Genomic DNA, 18,213 nt, shown 5'->3' with positions numbered 1-18,213 from the left:
TGGCACCAGGGCCGCACCCCGGCGGCCGGACTGGAGCGAACCCCGTGAAAGCACTGCACCTCACCGCCTTCGGCACCGAAGCCACCCTCACCGACCTCCCCGCCCCCACACCGGGACCGGGGCAGGTCGTGGTCGATGTCGTGGCAGCGGCAGTGAACCCGCTGGACCGCAAAATCGCCTCCGGCGCCATGCACGATTTCTTCCCGGTCACCCTCCCCTATGTCCTGGGCACCGATTTCTCCGGCCGAATCGCGACCCCGGGCCCCGGCTGGCAGATCGGCGACCCGGTGATCGGCCGCCTCGACCCCGGCACCGGCGGCGCTTTCGCCGAGCAGATCGTGCTCGACGCCGGCCAGCTGGCCCCGGCTCCGTCGCGGATCAGCCTGGAAACCGCGGCCGGCCTCCCGACCGCCGCCGCGACCGCGTGGCAGGCGCTGGCCGAGATCGCGAACGTCCACTCCGGACAGACAGTGCTCGTGCACGCCGCGGCCGGGGGCGTGGGCAGCTTCGCGGTCCAGATCGCCCGCCTGCTCGGCGCCCGGGTCGTCGCGACCGCGTCCGGTTCGGGCGTCGCGCTCGCGGAAAAACTCGGCGCCGACGAGGTCCTCGATTACCGGAAGACCGAGTTCGACCGCCGGCTCCGCGGAATCGACGTGGTGCTCGACACCGTCGGCGGCGAGGTCGGGGCCCGGTCGCGGCGGGTCGTGAAACCGGGCGGGCTCGTCGTGACCACCCCGGCCCCGGCGGAGGGGGCCGAGTTCGTGTTCCACACCTCGGACGCGGCCCGGCTGGCGAAAGTGGCGGACTTGGGCCTGGAAGTGCTCGTCGACCGGACGTATCCGCTGGCAGACGGCGCACCGGCGCTCGCCTACCTCGGCGAAGGCCACGCCCGGGGCAAGGTGCTGCTCCGCGTCGCCTGAGTGGTGCCGGCGACGCCTGGATGCGGCCGCTGGCCCGGAGGCATAGTGGCGGCATGGACCTGCGCGAACTAGGCGTCTACCTCAAGTCGCGGCGCGACCGGATCGGCCCGGCGGACGTCGGCCTGTCCGCCGGGCCGCGCCGCCGGGTGCCCGGGCTGCGCCGCGACGAGGTCGCCACCCTGGCCGGCGCTTCGGTGGACTACTACGGCCAGCTGGAGCAGGGCCGCGGCACGCAGCCGTCGGAGCAGATGCTCGCCGCGCTGGCCCGGGCGCTTCGGCTGACCAGCGACGAGCGCGACCACCTCTACCACCTGGCGGGCCGCCCGCTGCCGCCCGCGTCGAGCGGCAGCGCGCACGTCCAGCCCGCCCTGCTCAACCTCCTCGGGCAGCTGACCGCGACCCCGGCGCAGATCATGACCGACCTCAGCGTCCCGCTCGTGCAGAACCGGCTCGCCGAGGCACTCCTCGGCGCTCCCGTGCCCGGCGACGGCGTCCAGGCCAGCTTCGTCTACCAGTGGTTCACCGACCCGGCCGCGCGGCTGCGCTACCACCCGGACGAACACGAGCACCAATCGCGAGTCTTCGTCGCCGACCTGCGCGCCGCGCTCGCCAAACGCGGCCGCGACGCCCTGGCCGGCGAACTCCTCTCGACGCTGCGCGCCCGCAGCGAGGAATTCGCGCACCTCTGGGAACAACGCGAGGTCGCCGTCCGCCGCACAGACCGCAAACGGCTCGTGCACCCGACGCTCGGCGTCCTCGAACTCGACTGCATGAATTTGCTCAGCGAGGACGGCGGCCAGCGCCTGCTGTGGTTCACCGCCCCGCCGGGCAGCACGGATCTCGACCTGCTGGGGACCGTCGGCACCCAGGACCTCGCACCCCGCTAGTCCACTGTGGACTCACGAGGTCACGAGCACGCCCCGCCAGGCAGCACCGACCTAGAGCTGCTGGGCGCTGTCGGCACTCAGGGACCTCGCAGCCCACTAGTCCACTATGGACTCACGGGGTCACGACCACACCCCGCCGGGCAGCATCGACCTCGACCTCCTAGGCACCGTCGGCACCCAGGACCTCGCACCCCGCAAGTCCACTATGGACGCCCCGCCCAGCGTCTCCGGCGATGCACCGCCGGAGACGCCCGGGGCCTCGTGCGGCGTCAGTCCACTAGGGACGGACAGCCAGGATGAGCTTCCCCATCGCCTTCCGGTTCTCGATGACCTCCAGCGCCTCCCGCACCTCCGCCAGCGGGTAGCTCCCGCCCAGCGGCGGCACGATCGCGCCCTCGGCCAGCTTCGGCAGCAGCTCCGCCCACTGTCCCCGCAGGTACCCCGGGCGCGGCAGCGCGTACGCGCCCCACCCGACGCCCACGACGTCCAAGTTGTTGAGCAGCAGCCGGTTCACCTTCACCTCCGGGATCGACCCGCCGGTGAACCCGATGACCAGCATCCGCCCGTCCGCGGCGAGGCAGCGCAGCGAATCGGTGAACCGGTCGCCGCCGACGACGTCCGCGATCACGTCGACGCCGCGGCCGCCGGTCGCCGCCTTCACCGCGTCCTTGAACCCGTCCGCCAGCACGTACTCGTCCGCCCCGGCCGCGACCGCCGCCTCGCCCTTCTCCGGCGTCGACACCACGCCGAGCACCTTGCCCGCGCCGAACGCCTTCGCGACCTGGATGACCGCCGTCCCGACCCCGCCGGCCGCGCCGTGCACCAGCACCGTTTCCCCGGCCGCCATCCGGCCGCGGCGGCACAGCGCGAAGTGCGCGGTCAGGTAGTTGAACGGAATCGCCGCCGCCTGATCGAAGGCAAGGTCGTCCGGGATCGGGAACACCGCGTCCGCCGCGCACGCGACCTGCTCGGCGAACCCGCCGAGGAACGGCAGCGCCGCGACCCGGTCCCCGGCTTTGACCGCCGCGCCGTCCGGGGCCTCCGCCACCACCCCGGCGACCTCCGCGCCCGGGACGAACGGCAGCTCCGGTTTCACCTGGTACAGCCCGCGCGTCTGCAGCAAGTCCGGAAAGGACACTCCGGCCGCGTGCACGTCGATCAGCACCTGGTCGGCGCCGCGCGCGGGGGCCTCGGCTTCGACCACGGAAACGGTCGACGGGCCTTCGAGATCCTTGATGTGTACGGCTTTCATGCGTTTCTCCTGGTTCACAGCGCGGAGAGGATGTCGTTGACGCGGTCTTTGGCGTCGCCGAAGAGCATCGCGGAGTTGTCGCGGAAGAACAGCGGGTTCTGCACGCCCGCGTAGCCGGAGGCCATGGAGCGTTTGAACACGATCACGTTCTCCGCTTCCCAGACGGTGAGGACGGGCATTCCGGCGATGGGGCTGCCCGGGTCCTCCGCCGCGGCCGGGTTCACGGTGTCATTGGCGCCGATGACGAGGACGACGTCGGTGTCGGCGAAGTCGTCATTGATCTCGTCCAGCTCCAGCACGATGTCATACGGCACCTTCGCCTCGGCCAGCAGCACGTTCATGTGCCCGGGGAGGCGTCCGGCGACGGGGTGGATGCCGAAGCGGACGTCGATGCCCTTGTCCCGCAGCTTGCGGGTCAGTTCCGCGACCCCGTACTGGGCTTGCGCGACCGCCATCCCGTAGCCCGGGGTGATGATCACCTTGGACGCACTGGTGAGCAGTTCCGCCGCGCCTTCCGCGGTGATTTCCCGGTGCTCGCCGTAATCCTTGTCCCCCGACGGTCCGGCTTCGATCCCGAACCCGCCCGCGATGACGGAGATGAAGGACCGGTTCATCGCCTTGCACATGATGTAGGACAGATACGCACCCGACGAGCCGACGAGCGCGCCGGTGATGATCAGCAGGTCGTTCTCCAGCAGGAACCCCGACGCCGCCGCGGCCCAACCGGAATACGAGTTCAGCATGGACACGACCACCGGCATGTCGCCGCCGCCGATCGACGCGACCAGATGCCACCCCAGCGCGAGCGCGAGAACGGTGACGACGATCAGCAGCCACAGCGCGGGGCTGATCACGAACCAGGCGGTGAACGCGACGAACAGCACCAGCGCGCCGAGGTTCAGGACGTTCTTGCCGGGCAGCATCAACGGCGCGGACTTCATCTTCGCCGACAGCTTCAGGTTCGCCACGATCGACCCGGTGAACGTCACCGCACCGATGAACACCCCGATGAACACCTCAGCGTGATGGATCCCCAGCGTCCCCAGGGTTTCCAGGTGGCGGGCTTCGCCACCGGCGGGGTCGCACTCGACCTGCAGGTAGCCGTTCCAGCCCACCAAAACCGCGGCGAGACCGACGAACGAATGCAGCAGGGCGATCAGCTCGGGCATCCCGGTCATCTCGACCACCGCCGCGCGCCGCAGCCCGATCCCCGCCCCGATCACCATCGCGACGATCATCAACGCGATCGACGTCCCAGTGATCTCCCCGGTGACAGCTTGGGCGATGGTCGCGATCAACGCGACGATCATCCCGGCAATCCCGAAATAATTGCCGACCCGGGCGGTTTCGTGCCGGGACAATCCGGCGAGGGCGAGAATGAACAACAGCCCGGCCACGATGTAGGCGGCCTGGCTGGCAGTGTGCACAGTCATCAGAAAAGACGCCTTCCGTGGTCAGCTGCGGGAGAACATGGCCAGCATCCGGCGGGTCACCGCGAACCCGCCGAAAATGTTGATCGTCGCCAGCAACGTCGCCACCGCCGCCAGCACCACGACCACCGTGTTGCCGCTGACCAGGTTCAGCAGCGCGCCCACCACGATGATCCCGGAAATCGCGTTCGTCACCGACATCAACGGCGTGTGCAACGCATGATGCACATGCCCGATCACGTAATAGCCGATCACGATCGCCAACGCGAACACCGTCAAATGCGGCAACAACGCCGCCGGAGCCAACGCCGCCAGCACCAGCACCACCGCCGCGATCCCCAGCACGACCCCGAGCCTGCGGCCGGAGGACATCGGCTGCTTCTCCGGCTCCTCCTTCTTCACCACCGCCGCGGGTTTCTGCGGTGCCGCGGAGACTTGCACCGGCGGGGGCGGCCACGTCAATTCGCCGTTGCGCACGACCGTGATCGACCGGACCACCACATCCTCGAAGTCCACGACCAATTGGCCGTCCTTCTCCGGCGTCATCAGCTTCATCAAGTTCACCAGGTTGGTGCCATACAGCTGCGACGCCTGCGCCGGAAGCCGCCCGGCGAGGTCGGTGTAGCCGAGGATCGTCACCCCGTTGTCGGTCACGATGCTTTCCCCGGCGACGGAGCCCTCGACGTTCCCGCCGTTCGCCGCCGCCATGTCCACAATGACCGAACCCGGCTTCATCGACGCCACCATCTCCGCCGTGATGATCCGCGGCGCCGGACGACCCGGAATCAACGCCGTCGTCACGATAATGTCGACCTCGCGACACTGCGCCGCGTACAGCTCCTTCTCCCGCGCCTTGTAGTCCTCGCCCATCTCTTTCGCGTACCCCGTCGCGGACACCTCCGCGTTCGGGTCCTCGATGGACAAATACTCCCCGCCCAGCGACGCGACCTGATCCGCCACTTCCGGACGCGGGTCCGTCGCCCGCACGATCGCCCCCAGGCTGCCCGCCGCCCCGATCGCCGCCAAACCCGCGACACCCGCGCCCACCACCAGCACCTTCGCCGGGTTCACCTTCCCCGCCGCGGTCACCTGACCGGTGAAAAACCGCCCGAACGTGTGCGCCGCCTCCACCACCGCCCGATACCCCGCGATATTCGCCATCGAGCTGAGCACATCCAGCGACTGCGCCCGCGAGATCCGCGGCACCGCATCCATCGCCAACGCCGTGACCGGCCGCCGCGCCAAATCCTCCACCAGCTCCGGCTTCAACGCCGGAGACAGCAGACTCACCACCGTCCCGCCCGACTTCACCGCATCCAACTGCGCAGACGACGGCGCATTCACCCCGAACACGACATCCGCCTCGGCGACCGACCCGACCGTCGCACCCGCCTCCGCATACGCCTCGTCAAAGAACCCCGACGCCAAACCCGCGCCCGGCTCCACCACGACCTCATAGCCCAGCCCGCGCAGCTTGCCCACCGTCTCCGGAGTCGCCGCGACGCGCGTCTCCCCCGGCTGGGCCTCCTTGAGCACCCCGATCAGCATGCCGTCTCCTTCCCGCTCGTTCGCGGAAGATCCGCCGGCCGGGCCTGACGGCGTTTTGGGTCGCCACCTGGTCCGACTTCGCCCGCTTCAGGTACAGATGCGCTGGATACTCCCATGCCGCCCGGCCTCCGGCAGCCAACCGGAGCCCCTTTTTCGGCGGCGAGCGCGACGAGATCACGGTCATAGCCGCGGGCGATCGCGGCTGCCGGATCCCCCGCGCTGCCCCCGGGGCCGCGGCACTGGGCCGGGAAACCGCCGACTACCCGGTTGAACCGCCCCGCCGGGCCTCGGCCGCCGCCGCTGCGGGCCCGGCCGCGGATCGGCAGCCGGATCGATCACGACGTCTGCAGTGATGTCCGCCACTTGACAACCGGCCGCCCCGCGCTCAGCCGACCGGGCGGCCCACTCCGTTGCTCCGCTCGGAGCCCGCGGTCGCGTACCGGGTCAGCATGGCCGTCAGCTCGTCCTCGAACGCGGGAAGATCGAGCGGCTCCGGCCCGGCGATCAGCTTGTGCACGAGCAGTTCCACCGTGTTCACCACGAGCCGCGCCGCCATGTCCACATTGGACACGTGCGCTTCCGGGGAGCGCTCGAGCAGCCCGCGCACATAGGCGATCTGCTCCTCCTCGTACCGGGCGACCTGCTCCAGCAATTCCGCGGAGCGCGGGGCTTGTTCGGCCATCACGCGCAGCAGTTGCGGATCGTCGAGGTGGTTCTGGACCGCCGCGTGCACGATCTCGCGGAGCGCGTCCTCGAGCGTCCTCGGCAGCCCGGCCGTTTCCCGGTGCCGGCGCAGGGTTTCCGCGCCAGCGTCGAGATGCCGCGCCGTCAGCGCGACGAGGATGGCGTCTTTGTTCGGGTAGTACTGATACAGCGACCCGATCGACACCCGCGCCCGCTCCGCGATGCGGTTCGTGGTGCCCGCGGCGTAGCCCTGCTCGGCGAAGACCTGCGCGGCGGCCGCGAGGATCCGCTGGCGGGTCAGTTCGCCGCGCACCTGCTGGGGTTCCTTGCGCGGCTGGAGCCGCTTTCCGGGCATCGCGAGCCTCCTCGGCAGCGGTGAGCTTTTGCTCATAATAACCCGCTGAACAGGGCAAGCGCGACAAGTGCTTGCACTTCGCCAGCACTCGTGGTCTCCTGGCAGCGCTTGCAGTTCGCAATCACTTCGAAGGGGAAGCCATGATCCGTCGAGTACTCGCCCAGTGCACCGTCTCCGACCTCGCTCGCGCCGAGAAGTGGTACGCCGCGCTGTTCGAGCGCGGTCCCGACGCCCGCCCCATGGCCGGACTCCTGGAATGGCACCTCGGCGACACATTCGGCCTGCAGGTGTGGTCCGAACCCGGGCGAGCCGGGCGGTCGACGGTCGTCTTCGAGGAAACGGATCTCGACGCGGTCGCCGCGCGGGCGACGAAGGCCGGGGTCGCCCACGACGGGCCGCGACCCGGCGGCGGCGCGCGCATTCTGCCGCTCGCGGACCCGGACGGAAACCGCGTGGTGTTCAGCGGCGCCTGAGCCGGAACCTGCTTGACCGGCCGGCCCGGACCGGCCTAACCTCGCGACTAGAGCGATCGCTCTAGTCGCGAGACCCGAGGAGGTCCGATGCCGCGCGTGGAACTGTCCGCCGGGCCGATCGACTACACCGACACCGGCGGCTCCGGCCCGGTCCTCGTGTTCGGGCACGGATTCCCGATGTCCGGCACGCAATGGCGCAAGGTCGTCCCCTTGCTGGACGGTTGCCGCTGCGTCCTGCCCACCCTGCCGCTCGGCGCGCACCTCGCCCCGATGCGGCCGGACGCGGACCTGACCCAGTTCGGCGTCGCGCGGCTGCTCGGCGAATTCCTCGCCGCACTCGACCTCCGCGACGCGACTGTCGTGCTCAACGACTGGGGCGGCGGCCAATTCCTCGTCGCCGACGGGCTGGCGCCGGCCGAGCACGTCGCCCGCGTCGGACGGCTCGCGCTGGTCGCGTGCGAGGCGTTCGACAACTTCCCGCCCAAACCGGCGCGACTGGCCGTCCGCCTGCTCCGGCTCCCCGGCGGACCGTGGCTGCACGCCCAAGCCACCCGGACCTCGTTCTACCGGCACGCCAAGGCCGCGTACGGCGGGATGTGCGAGAGCCGGATTCCCGACGACGTTCTCGAAGGCTGGTTCGCTCCGGCGTTGCGGGACAAGGCAATCCGGCGGGACATGGTCAAGTTCGCCACCGGCAGCCCGCCGCGGCGGGTGCTGCTCGAATGGACCGGGCGGCTGCGGACGTACGAGCGGCCGGTCCTGGTCGTCTGGGCGGGCAAGGACCGGATGATGCCCGCCGACCACGGGCGGCGGCTCGCCGAACTGTTCCCGGACGGCCGCCTCGTCGAGATCCCGGACAGCGGCACCCTGATCCCCGAGGACCAGCCGGAACGGCTGGCCAAGGAACTGACCGCGTTCCTGGCCGAAACCAGCGCAGGCTGAGGCAGCGGCCGATCCGGTCGACGGAAACCGCACTCCGGGCAGTTCTTCGGAGATTGTTCACCGCGACGCCGGCCAACGGCGACCGCGTTCCGCCGGAATTGCTCGACGGCCTCCTGGCCACCGCCGTCGAACAGTTCCCGCGCGGCGCCCGTCCATAACGAAACCGGTCGGCCCGGCGAATGCGGCGGGCAATTGGATACCGTGGTCGGCATGGCTGACCAACGACCGCTCGGCTTGCGAGAACGCAAGAAGCTCGACACGCGCAAAGCGCTGAGCGACGCCGCCGTGGCGCTGATGTACGAGAGAGGTCCAGACAACGTCGTGCGCGAGGACATCGCGGAACGCGCCGGGGTGTCGCTCCGGACGTTCAGCAACTACTTCGCCACGAAGTACGACGCGGTCGCCTACCGGCAGGAACACCGGATCCGGCTCAGCGCGGAACTGCTGCGGCAGCGCCCGCCGGAAGAACCGCTGTGGACCGCGCTCGCCGAAGCGCTCATCGAACCGCTGCGCGCCGACGGGGTGCCGTACGGGCAGCCGGCCTCCGACCAGCTCAGCGCGGTGCAGGCGTGGAGCGCCACGCCGGAGATGCGCACCGCATTGGCCCGCGTGGACACCCGCGACCTGGTCAAGGCGATCGCCGACCGCACCGGCACCCGGGTCGGCGAACTGTACCCGCAGCTGGTGTCCGACGTCGCGATCGCCGCGATGACCGCGGTGCTGAACCGGTTTCTGGACGAGAGCCTGGAGAAGTCCGTTCCGGCGACGCTGCGCGAGGTGTTCGCCGGGATCGCGCAGGGGCTTCCGCCTCAGTGATCCTCGGGGAGGCCAGACGCATTTCGTACCGAGATCCGGTTGCGCGGCAAGGAATCCGGCGTAATCCACTGCGTTGACGACGCCATCCTCAGTGAGAATCACCGCCGCCATGTGCAAACGTCCGCGGACCGGGCGCAGCTGCTGGCTCTCGCGGCAGCGCCGGTACCCGGTGCTCCAGGTCGAGCACCTCGCGGGCGGACGGCTCGCGAGTGTCCGCTCCGGTTCTCGCCGGAACCACCGCTCCCGGCCTGCTACTCCCACCGCACCAGCCGCCGGACCACCTTGCCCGTCGCGTTGCGCGGCAGCGGATCCCGGGTCAGGAACCAGGCCGTCGGGACCTTGTACCGGGCGAGCCGGTCGCCGAGATAGTCCCGCAGCTCGTCCGCGTCCACTTCGGACCCGGGGCGCACCACGACCTTCGCGGCGACGATCTGGCCGTAGTCCGCGTCGGGCAGTCCGGCCACGGTGCATTCGGCGACTCCGGGGTGCCCGGCGAGCTGTTCTTCCACCTCCGCCGGATAAACGTTCTCCGCCCCGCGCAGGATCAGGTCGCTGCGCCTGCTCCGCACGAACAGCGCACCGTCGCGCAGCCGGCCGAGGTCGCCGGTCCGGAACCAGCCGTCCTCGGTGAACGCGGCGGCCGTCGCGGCCGGGTCGTTGTAGTAGCCGAGCATCACCTGGGGGCCGCGGAGGTGGATCTCGCCGTCGGTGCCGTCCGGGACCGGGCGGCCTTCGGGGTCGCGGATCTGCACTTCCATGTTCGGCACGGGACGGCCCGAGGTGTCCGGGTCGGCGACGAGTTCGGCGGGGGTGGCGAGGGTGGCCGCGGTGGACGACTCGGTCAGGCCGTAGTTCGTGCTCAGCGAGGCGGCCGCGCCGGGAAGCGCGTCCCGCAGCCGGGCCTTCAGCTCGGCGGTCGACGGCGCGCTGCTGACCGAAACCGTCTTGAGCGAGCTGAGGTCGTACCCGGAAAGATCGGTCTCGACCAGGCGGGACAGCATCGTCGGCACCGCGCCCCAGTTGGTGATCCGCTCGGCCTGCACGAGGTCCAGCACGCGGTGGATGTCGAATTTCCCTTGGTACAGCACGGCGGTGTCGCCCACCGCGAGCCGCACGACCGCGAGGTTGTGCAAGGCGGCGATGTGGAACAACGGGGTGGCCAGCAGGAATCGGCGGTCCCGCGCCGGACGGCCGAATTCCGCCGCCAGAGCGTCGTTGAAAAGGTGAAACCAGACCGCGGCGAGCACGTTGCGGTGCGAATGCGTCGCCCCCTTCGGACGGCCGGAGGTGCCGCTCGTGAACAGGACGACGGCCGGGTCGTCCTCGTCGACCGGCTCCGGCCGCAGCTGCGCGTCTTCGTGGCGGCCGAGGAGTTCCCGGTATTCCGGGCTGCCGAATTCCAGCACCGGATACCGGTCCGGGACCAGCGGTTTCCGGGCCGCGTCGGTCAGCACGACCTTCGGCGTGGTCAGGTCGACGCCGTGGGCGACCTCCGGCGCGGCCCACATCGAGTTCATCCCGACCGCGATCGCGCCGAGCGCCACCGCCGCCCAGAACGCGACTATCCACTCCGGACAGTTCGCCGCGCACAATCCGACCCGGTCCCCGCGCCCGACTCCGTACTCGGTCCGCAGCACCGAAGCGAGCGCCGCGACTTGGCGGTAATGCTGGGAAAAAGTGAGCCGGCTGTCCACAGTGACCAGATACTCGCGATCGCCGAACGCACGCGAGGCCTCCAGCAATTCGGTCAGGCACCGATGCCGCCGCGCGAACACTTTCGCCGGACGGCCCGCCACCGGCTCCGCCCGGATCTCGAACTGCGCGCCCGGCGCGGTCAGCCGCGCGATGATGTCGTCCCGCTCGGTCATCGGTCGCCTCCCGTCGTGGTCATTTATCCGAAGCGGACCCGACCGCCGTCGACCACCGGACCGCGGTCCGACCTGATCCGCAGGCCGCCGTCGGACCAGCCGTCGACCTGCAGCTGTTCGCCCGGGAACACTGGTGCGGCAAACCGGCCTTCCAGATATCTCAGGTCCGCCGGATGCGCGCCGACCTGCCGGGCGGCGACCAGCGCGCCCGCGCCGAGGGTGGCCAGGCCGTGCAGGATCGGGCGCGGCTGGCCGATCCCGGCCGCTGCCGCGGGGTCGACGTGGATGTGGTGCCGGTCCCCCAGCAGCCGGTAGAGCAGCGCTTGATTGTCCGCTGTGGACAGTGGAGCAGTCCACTCTGGACTGTCCACGGCGGACGGACGGCCCGGGCCGCGTTCGCCGCCGAAACCGCCGATGCCGGGACAGAACAACGACCACGTCGCGACGAAGTAGTCCGATTCGACGGCCACCTCATACACCGCCGCGCTGCCTTTGTCCCACACCTCCGGAACCCGGGCCCGCATGGAAATCTCCCCGGCCGGCGGCAATGGCCGCACCACTTCCAGCCGTTGCGAGCCGTGCACCGCGGTGCCGACCTCGAACGCCCCGGCCGAACCGAGGGCGTCCGGGGCCCATTGGGCGAGCGTCAACGCGAACGCCGGCAGCACCCGCAACCGGTCCTCGAAGACCAAGTCGAGTTCGTCCGGCCGGGCGCCGACGGCGAGCGCGTAAAGAATCGGGTCGCGGTCGCGGTAGCCGACGGTGCGCTCGCCGAGAACCCGGCCTTTCCAGTCCGCGGGGCTGCTCACTGCGCCCCGTAAACCGGTTCGGGCTTGGGCGCTTCGTTGAGCAGCTCGCGCACCGCCGGGCCGACCTCGGCGGCGGTCCAGCGCCGGTCGAGTTCGCGGGACGGGCCGTGGCTCCAGCCGTTTTCCACGCAGATCCGGCCGCCCTCGACCTCGATCACGCGGCCGGTCACGTCCGCGGCGTCCTCGCTGGCCAGCCACGCGACGATCGGCGACACGTTGCCCGGGTGCATGGCGTCGAACCCGCCTTCCGGCGCGGCCATCCGCGCCGCGAACGGGCCCTCGGTCATCCGGGTGCGCGCGGCCGGGGCGAGCGCGTTCACCGTGATCCCGTACCGGCCGAGTTCCGCGGCTCCGACCAGCGTCAACGCGGCGATCCCGGCCTTGGCGGCGCTGTAGCTGCCCTGGCCGACGCTGCCCTGCAGCCCCGCGCCGGAGGTGGTGTTGACAATCCGCGCGGCCCGCGTTCGCCCGGCTTTCGCCTCCGCGCGCCAGTAACCGGCGGCGTGGTGCATCAACGCGAAGTGTCCCTTGAGGTGCACCGCGACGACCGCGTCCCACTCCTGCTCGCTGGTCGTCACGATCATCCGGTCGCGCACGAACCCGGCGTTGTTGACGACGATGTCGAGCCCGCCGAACGCATCGATCGCCTGCTGTACCAACGCTTCCGTCGCCGCGAAGTCCGCGACGTCCGCGCCGTTGGCCACCGCTTCGCCGCCCAGCGCGCGGATCGCTTCGACCACTTCGCCAGCCGGACCGTCGGACGCGCCTTCGCCCGCGCCCGACGTGCCGAGGTCGTTCACCACCACCCGCGCGCCCTGCCGGGCGAGTTCCAGCGCGTGCTCGCGGCCGAGCCCGCGTCCTGCCCCGGTCACGATCGCGACCCGGCCCTCCAAGATCCCGCTCACATCGTCTCCGTCCGTCGGCCGGCGAGGAGGTTCCCCGTAAACCAAGCAACTGTTAGGCTACCAAGCAATCGCTAGGTTAGGAACGCACGTGACGATTTCGACGCAGCTCCACGACAACGGCACCTTCGTGGTCACCATGGACTACCCGCCGGTGAACGCCCTGCCGGTCGCCGGATGGTTCCGCCTCGCCGAAACGGTCCGGGAGGCGGGCGAGGACCCGGCGGTGCGCGTCGTCCTGCTCCGCGCCGAGGGCCGGGGCTTCAACGCCGGCGTCGACATCAAGGAAATGCAGCGCACCACCGGTTTCGACGCCCTCGTCGGCGCGAACCGCGGCTGTTACCTGGCGTTCAAAGCGATCTACGAATGCGCCGTGCCGGTGATCGCCGCGGTGAACGGTTTCTGCCTGGGCGGCGGCGTCGGGCTGGTCGGCAACTGCGACACGATCATCGCCGCCGACGACGCGTACTTCGGCGTTCCCGAGGTCGACCGCGGCGCCCTGGGCGCGGCCACGCACCTCGCCCGGCTGGTCCCCCAGCACCTGATGCGCACGCTGTACTTCACCAGCCGCACCATCACGGCGAACGACCTGGTACAGCACGGTTCGGTGCTGGAAACCGTGCCCGCCGCCGACCTGCACGACGCGGCGCTCGCCCTGGCCGCCGAGGTAGCCGCCAAGGACCCGCGCGTGATCCGGGCCGCCAAAGCCGCGCTCAACGGGATCGACCCGATCGACGTCAACCGCAGCTACCGGTACGAACAGGGCTACACCTTCGAACTCAACCTCATCGGAGCCGCCGACGAACACCGCGACGCCTTCGTCACGACCGGCCGCCCGCTGAACGACTGACCTTCCCGAGGAGACCCGTGCCTCTCCGCACCCCGCTCACCGAGCTGACCGGCGTCGCCCACCCGATCGTGCAGACCGGCATGGGCTGGGTCGCCGGCCCGCGCCTGGTATCCGCGACCGCCAACGCCGGCGCCCTGGGCATCCTCGCCTCCGCGACGATGACCTACGACGAACTCGACCACGCCATCCAAGAAGTCAAACAGCGCACGAACCAGCCTTTCGGCGTCAACCTGCGCGCCGACGCGGGCGACGCCACCGAACGCGCCGAGCTGCTGATACATCACGGCGTGAAGGTGGCATCTTTCGCTCTGGCGCCCAAAAAAGACCTGATCGCGCGGCTGAAAGACCACGGCCTGGTCGTGATGCCCACCGTCGGCGCCGCCCGGCACGCCGAAAAGGTCGCCTCGTGGGGTGCCGACCTGGTGATGATGCAAGGCGGCGAAGGCGGCGGCCACACCGGTCCGACGGCCACCACCCTGCTGCTGCCATCTGTACTGGACGCGGTTGATATCCCAGTTGTCGCCGCTGGTGGTTTCTTCGACGGCCGCGGACTAGCCGCCGCCCTGTCCTACGGCGCGGCAGGCATCGGCATGGGCACGCGGTTCCTGCTCACCAGCGACAGCGCGGTGCCGGACGAGATCAAACGCACCTACCTCAGCTTCGGCCTGGACGGCACCGTCGTCACCACCCAAGCCGACGGCATGCCGCACCGCCTGCTGCGCACGCCGTTCATCGAGGGCCTCACGAAGGAGGGCTCCGCGCGGCGCATGGCCCGCACCCTGCGCCGCACGATGGACTTCAAGCGATTGAGCGGCCAGTCCTGGCCCTCCTTGCTCGCCGACGGCCTCCGCATGAAACGCGGCAGCGACCGCTCGTGGACGCAAACGATGCTGGCCGCCAACACCCCCATGCTGCTCAAAGCGGGTTTGGTGGAAGGCGACACCAAGGCCGGGATGCTGGCCGCCGGACAGGTAGTCGGCGTCATCGAAGACCTGCCGAGCTGCGCGGAACTGGTGACCCGGATCGTGGAGAGCGCCCAGGAGCGGTTGAAAGCCACCAGCGCCCTGCTGGACTGAGCCGAGGTCCGCCCGCGCAACCGCACCGGTGCACCCAACCCCCGCACCCCGACACGAAGCCGCAACACGGCGCTGGGGCATCTTTCCCGCCCTGACAAGCACCCCAGCGCCGTAGTCAGCCTCGAGCTTCGGGGTGCCCCCACCGCACAAGCCGACCCGAACGAAACCGCACCCTAAAGCCGCTCAAGCACAGTCACATTCGCCTGCCCCCCGCCCTCGCACATGACCTGCAACCCGAACCGCCCCCCACTCCGTTCTAATTCATGCAGCAAAGTAGTCATCAACCGCGCCCCGGTAGCCCCGAGAGGATGCCCCAGCGCGATCCCGCCCCCATTGACATTGACCTTCTCGTGCGGCACTCCGATCTCCCGCATCCAAGCCAGCACCACCGGCGCGAACGCCTCATTGCACTCAAAAAGATCGATGTCCCCCACGGACATCCCAGTCTTCTCCAGCGCCCGCTGCGTAGCCGGAATAGGCGCAGTCAACATCCACACCGGATCCGCCCCGTACACGCTGATGTGATGCACCCGAGCCCGCGGCGTCAACCCGTGCTCCGAAACCGCCCGCTCCGAAGCGATCAGCAAAGCGCCAGCCCCATCGCTGATCTGCGAAGCCACCGCGGCAGTAAGCGGACTGCCTTCTTCCAGCGGCTTGAGCCCAGCCATCTTCTCCAAGGTGGTATCCCGCCGAGGCCCCTCGTCCACGGCGAACGCACCCACCGGCGAGATCTCCCGCGAAAACCGGCCTTCGTCGATAGCCGCCAACGCCCGCCGATGGCTCTCGTAAGCGAATTCTTCCAGGGACGACCGGGAAAGCCCCCACTTCTCCGCAATCATCCGAGCCGACCGGAATTGCGACACTTCCTGCTCTCCATACCGGGCCACCCACCCGGGCGACTCCGCGAACGGCGTGCTGAACCCGAACTGCTGCCCCACCACCATCGCCGAAGAAATCGGAATAGCGGACATATTCTGCACTCCCCCGGCCACGATCAGATCCGCGGTCCCGGACAGCACCCCCTGCGCCGCGAAGTGCACCGCCTGCTGACTGGACCCGCACTGCCGATCGACAGTCACCCCAGGAACGTGATCCGGATATCCAGCCACCAGCCAGGCAGTCCGGGCGACATCCCCAGCCTGCGAGCCAATAGTGTCGCAACACCCGAACACGACGTCGTCGACCGCACCCGGATCGATCCCGGTCCGCTCGACGAGCGCACGAATCGCATGCGCGCCGAGATCAGCCGAATGCACTCCCGCGAGCGCACCGCCCCGCCGTCCCACCGGAGTGCGAACCGCGTCGATCACATATGCCTCAGGCACGAAATCCTCCTGCCGGATCAGGGATGCTGACTGCTCACCGAGACGACTTCGCCCGTGAGATACGACGAATAAGCACTAGCGAGAAACACCATCACATTGGCGACTTCCCACGGCTCCGCGGCGCGGCCGAACGCCTCGCGCCCCTTCAATTCGGCAAGCAGCTCAGCGGTGGTCACCTTCTCCAGGAACGGATGCATCGCCAGACTCGGCGACACCGCGTTCACCCGGATCCCGGCGGAAGCCAGATCCATCGCCGCGGACCGGGTCAGCGCCATCACCCCGGCCTTGGCCGCCGCGTAATGCGCCTGCCCCTCCTGCGCCCGCCAGCCGATCACCGAAGCGTTGTTCACGATCACCCCGCCGCGCCCGCGCGCGATCATCCGCCGGGAAGCCGCCCGAATGCACCGAAAAGTCCCGGTGAGCGTCACATCCAGCACCAGCGACCACTGCTCGTCGGTCATCTCGGTGATCGAAGCCGTACCCCCGAGGCCGGCGTTGTTCACCATGACTTCGACCCCGCCGAACGGCTCGGCCGCGTCGAGCAAAGAAGCGACCTGTTCTTCCTTGGTCACATCGCACACCACCGAACTGACCCGCTCGGCGCCGAATTCCGCGCCCAGTTTGGAATTCGCCTCGGCAAGCCGCCGCTCGTGCGTATCCCCGAGCACGACCGCCCGTGCGCCCTCTTCCAAACAGCGCCGGGCGACAGCCGCGCCAATTCCCGCGCCCGCCGCCGCGGTCACGACGACCACGCGTTCGGCGAGCAACCCGTGTCCCGGCACGTAATCGGGCGCGGGCTGTTCCGGTTTATCACTCACGGTCGCGGCTCCCTCGGCAGGCCGAGCACCCGCTCGGCAATGATATTGCGCTGGATTTCGTCCGAACCGCCGTAAATGGTGTCGGCCCGGCTGAACAAGAAAAGCGTCTGCTGCGCGTCCAGCTCATAGGAACCGGTCGCGGTCAACGCGGAACCGCCGCGGACCTCCATCGCCAATTCCCCCAGTTCCCGATGCCACCGAGCCCACAACAGCTTCGACACCGACGCCTCCGGCCCCTGCGAACCCGCCTCGTACGCGCTCAAAGTCCGCAGCGCGTGCACCCGCAGCACCTCGAGGCCGACCGCGGCCCGCGCCAGCCGATCCCGCACCACCGGATCGTCATACCGTCCGTTCGCCCGCGCGGCAGCGACCACGCCGGCCAGCTCCCGGGCGAACCCGACCTGCTGGCCGACAGTCGACACCCCGCGCTCGAACCCGAGCGTCGCCATCGCGACCCGCCACCCGTCCCCGGGCGCGCCGACCACCAGCGACTCCGAGGTCCGGGCCCCGTCGAAGAACACCTCGTTGAACTCGCTGGTCCCGGTCAGCTGGCGGATCGGCCGCACCTCGACCCCGGGCTGGTCCATCGGCACCAGCAAGTACGACAGCCCGGCGTGCCGTCGCGACCCCGGCTCCGTCCGCACCACCGCGAAGCACCACTGCGCGTGCTGAGCGAGCGACGTCCAGATCTTCTGCCCGTCGATCACCCATTCGCCGTCCTCCAGCCGGGCCCGCGTGCGCACCCCGGCCAGATCCGACCCCGCGCCCGGTTCGGAATAGCCCTGGCACCACAGCTCGGTAACCGCGGCGATCCCCGGCAGGAACCGCCGCCGCTGCTCGTCCGTGCCGTGCGCGATCAACGTGGGCCCGAGCAGCTCCTCGCCCAGGTGGTTCACCCGCGCCGGGGCGTTCGCCCGCGCGTACTCCTCGTGGAAGATCATCTGCCGCACCAGGCTCAGCCCGCGCCCGCCGTATTCGACCGGCCAGCCGAGGCACGTCCAGCCGTGCGCGGCCAGATGCTGGTTCCACGCCTGCCGTTCCCGCGGCGCCTCGTGCTCGCGCCCGGATCCGCCGAGGCCCTTCAGCGCGGCGAACTCGCCCGCGAGGTGGTCTCGCAACCACTCGCGCACCTCGGCACGGAACTGCTCGTCCTCGGGGGTGTAGCGAAGATCCACCCGTCCTCCTGGTCCGCCGGCGCCGGTCCGGCCACGCTACCAAACCAAGCACTTGTTTGGTAGCATCGCCGCCGAACCGAGAG

At 69.9% G+C, this 18,213-nt stretch carries 17 protein-coding genes; 7 read left to right on the top strand and 10 right to left on the bottom strand.

What is annotated here, in order from left to right:
- The first annotated feature begins 44 nt into the window (after positions 1 to 44).
- On the top strand, positions 45 to 920 hold the full coding sequence (locus F9C12_RS40250; protein ID WP_409463938.1) for an NADP-dependent oxidoreductase: 876 nt from the start codon (positions 45 to 47) through the stop codon (positions 918 to 920).
- Between the two features lie 53 nt (positions 921 to 973).
- Positions 974 to 1,807 carry a helix-turn-helix domain-containing protein gene (locus tag F9C12_RS40245; protein WP_409463937.1) on the top strand — a complete coding sequence of 278 codons (834 nt, stop codon included), beginning with the start codon at positions 974 to 976 and terminating at the stop codon, positions 1,805 to 1,807.
- A gap of 277 nt (positions 1,808 to 2,084) precedes the next feature.
- Here the strand turns inward: F9C12_RS40245 and F9C12_RS40240 are convergent, their stop codons facing one another.
- The 4 genes from F9C12_RS40240 to F9C12_RS40225 all read right to left on the bottom strand — a co-directional run bounded on the left by F9C12_RS40240 (position 2,085) and on the right by F9C12_RS40225 (position 7,076).
- A complete protein-coding gene (locus tag F9C12_RS40240; protein WP_409463936.1) occupies positions 2,085 to 3,059 on the bottom strand; it encodes an NADPH:quinone oxidoreductase family protein in 975 nt (324 codons plus the stop codon).
- A 14-nt stretch (positions 3,060 to 3,073) separates the two neighbouring features.
- Positions 3,074 to 4,492 (bottom strand): Re/Si-specific NAD(P)(+) transhydrogenase subunit beta, encoded by a 1,419-nt coding sequence (gene pntB, locus F9C12_RS40235; RefSeq protein ID WP_409463935.1) that lies wholly within the window; start codon positions 4,490 to 4,492, stop codon positions 3,074 to 3,076.
- Between the two features lie 21 nt (positions 4,493 to 4,513).
- Entirely contained in the window at positions 4,514 to 6,037 is a 1,524-nt protein-coding gene (locus F9C12_RS40230; RefSeq protein WP_409463934.1) for a Re/Si-specific NAD(P)(+) transhydrogenase subunit alpha, read from the bottom strand.
- Between the two features lie 385 nt (positions 6,038 to 6,422).
- Entirely contained in the window at positions 6,423 to 7,076 is a 654-nt protein-coding gene (locus F9C12_RS40225; protein WP_409463933.1) for a TetR/AcrR family transcriptional regulator, read from the bottom strand.
- A gap of 140 nt (positions 7,077 to 7,216) precedes the next feature.
- Between F9C12_RS40225 and F9C12_RS40220 the strand changes: the two genes are divergently transcribed.
- The 3 genes from F9C12_RS40220 to F9C12_RS40210 all read left to right on the top strand — a co-directional run bounded on the left by F9C12_RS40220 (position 7,217) and on the right by F9C12_RS40210 (position 9,307).
- Entirely contained in the window at positions 7,217 to 7,549 is a 333-nt protein-coding gene (locus F9C12_RS40220) for a VOC family protein (RefSeq protein WP_409463932.1), read from the top strand.
- 87 nt (positions 7,550 to 7,636) lie between these two features.
- A complete protein-coding gene (locus tag F9C12_RS40215; RefSeq protein WP_409463931.1) occupies positions 7,637 to 8,491 on the top strand; it encodes an alpha/beta fold hydrolase in 855 nt (284 codons plus the stop codon).
- 210 nt (positions 8,492 to 8,701) lie between these two features.
- A complete protein-coding gene (locus F9C12_RS40210; protein WP_409179537.1) occupies positions 8,702 to 9,307 on the top strand; it encodes a TetR/AcrR family transcriptional regulator in 606 nt (201 codons plus the stop codon).
- A gap of 251 nt (positions 9,308 to 9,558) precedes the next feature.
- Here F9C12_RS40210 and F9C12_RS40205 read toward each other — a convergent pair whose 3' ends face one another.
- From F9C12_RS40205 to F9C12_RS40195, 3 genes are read right to left on the bottom strand one after another with little or no spacing between them, the layout of a single operon-like run.
- A complete protein-coding gene (locus F9C12_RS40205) occupies positions 9,559 to 11,175 on the bottom strand; it encodes a class I adenylate-forming enzyme family protein (protein WP_409463930.1) in 1,617 nt (538 codons plus the stop codon).
- A 23-nt stretch (positions 11,176 to 11,198) separates the two neighbouring features.
- Positions 11,199 to 11,984 carry a MaoC/PaaZ C-terminal domain-containing protein gene (locus tag F9C12_RS40200; RefSeq protein ID WP_409463929.1) on the bottom strand — a complete coding sequence of 262 codons (786 nt, stop codon included), beginning with the start codon at positions 11,982 to 11,984 and terminating at the stop codon, positions 11,199 to 11,201.
- Positions 11,981 to 12,889, bottom strand: coding sequence for an SDR family oxidoreductase (locus F9C12_RS40195; RefSeq protein WP_409179534.1), 909 nt, complete (start codon positions 12,887 to 12,889; stop codon positions 11,981 to 11,983). Before F9C12_RS40195 ends, F9C12_RS40200 begins: the two co-directional genes overlap by 4 nt.
- 88 nt (positions 12,890 to 12,977) lie before the next feature.
- Between F9C12_RS40195 and F9C12_RS40190 the strand changes: the two genes are divergently transcribed.
- Together F9C12_RS40190 and F9C12_RS40185 are read left to right on the top strand one after the other, a co-directional pair.
- Positions 12,978 to 13,736 (top strand): enoyl-CoA hydratase family protein, encoded by a 759-nt coding sequence (locus tag F9C12_RS40190; RefSeq protein WP_409463928.1) that lies wholly within the window; start codon positions 12,978 to 12,980, stop codon positions 13,734 to 13,736.
- Between the two features lie 17 nt (positions 13,737 to 13,753).
- Positions 13,754 to 14,812, top strand: a complete 1,059-nt coding sequence (locus F9C12_RS40185) for an NAD(P)H-dependent flavin oxidoreductase (protein WP_409463927.1) — start codon at positions 13,754 to 13,756, stop codon at positions 14,810 to 14,812.
- A 173-nt stretch (positions 14,813 to 14,985) separates the two neighbouring features.
- On the opposite strand, the gene F9C12_RS40180 is transcribed toward F9C12_RS40185, so the two are convergent.
- Genes F9C12_RS40180 through F9C12_RS40170 form a run of 3 tightly spaced genes read right to left on the bottom strand, consistent with a single transcriptional unit; the run spans position 14,986 to position 18,130 of the window.
- Entirely contained in the window at positions 14,986 to 16,137 is a 1,152-nt protein-coding gene (locus tag F9C12_RS40180) for an acetyl-CoA C-acetyltransferase (RefSeq protein ID WP_409179531.1), read from the bottom strand.
- A 17-nt stretch (positions 16,138 to 16,154) separates the two neighbouring features.
- Entirely contained in the window at positions 16,155 to 16,955 is an 801-nt protein-coding gene (locus F9C12_RS40175; protein ID WP_409463926.1) for an SDR family oxidoreductase, read from the bottom strand.
- On the bottom strand, positions 16,952 to 18,130 hold the full coding sequence (locus F9C12_RS40170; protein WP_409179529.1) for an acyl-CoA dehydrogenase family protein: 1,179 nt from the start codon (positions 18,128 to 18,130) through the stop codon (positions 16,952 to 16,954). The genes F9C12_RS40175 and F9C12_RS40170 overlap by 4 nt, the downstream gene beginning before the upstream one ends.
- Between the last annotated feature and the right edge of the window lie 83 nt (positions 18,131 to 18,213).

This window comes from Amycolatopsis sp. GA6-003, from assembly GCF_046267895.1.
Classification (GTDB): domain Bacteria; phylum Actinomycetota; class Actinomycetes; order Mycobacteriales; family Pseudonocardiaceae; genus Amycolatopsis.
The sequence above is the reverse complement of the archived record's forward strand: the minus strand, read 5'-3'. Positions and strand labels throughout refer to the sequence as shown.

What these genes read in the sequence shown, in the direction of transcription:
- F9C12_RS40215 (WP_409463931.1), top strand. Translation starts at nt 7,637, where the DNA reads ATGCCGCGCGTGGAACTGTCCGCCGGGCCGATCGACTACACCGACACC.
- F9C12_RS40210 (WP_409179537.1), top strand. Translation starts at nt 8,702, where the DNA reads ATGGCTGACCAACGACCGCTCGGCTTGCGAGAACGCAAGAAGCTCGAC.
- F9C12_RS40230 (WP_409463934.1), bottom strand. Translation starts at nt 6,037, where the DNA reads ATGCTGATCGGGGTGCTCAAGGAGGCCCAGCCGGGGGAGACGCGCGTC.
- F9C12_RS40225 (WP_409463933.1), bottom strand. Translation starts at nt 7,076, where the DNA reads ATGCCCGGAAAGCGGCTCCAGCCGCGCAAGGAACCCCAGCAGGTGCGC.
- F9C12_RS40205 (WP_409463930.1), bottom strand. Translation starts at nt 11,175, where the DNA reads ATGACCGAGCGGGACGACATCATCGCGCGGCTGACCGCGCCGGGCGCG.
- F9C12_RS40245 (WP_409463937.1), top strand. Translation starts at nt 974, where the DNA reads ATGGACCTGCGCGAACTAGGCGTCTACCTCAAGTCGCGGCGCGACCGG.
- F9C12_RS40240 (WP_409463936.1), bottom strand. Translation starts at nt 3,059, where the DNA reads ATGAAAGCCGTACACATCAAGGATCTCGAAGGCCCGTCGACCGTTTCC.
- F9C12_RS40220 (WP_409463932.1), top strand. Translation starts at nt 7,217, where the DNA reads ATGATCCGTCGAGTACTCGCCCAGTGCACCGTCTCCGACCTCGCTCGC.
- pntB (WP_409463935.1), bottom strand. Translation starts at nt 4,492, where the DNA reads ATGACTGTGCACACTGCCAGCCAGGCCGCCTACATCGTGGCCGGGCTG.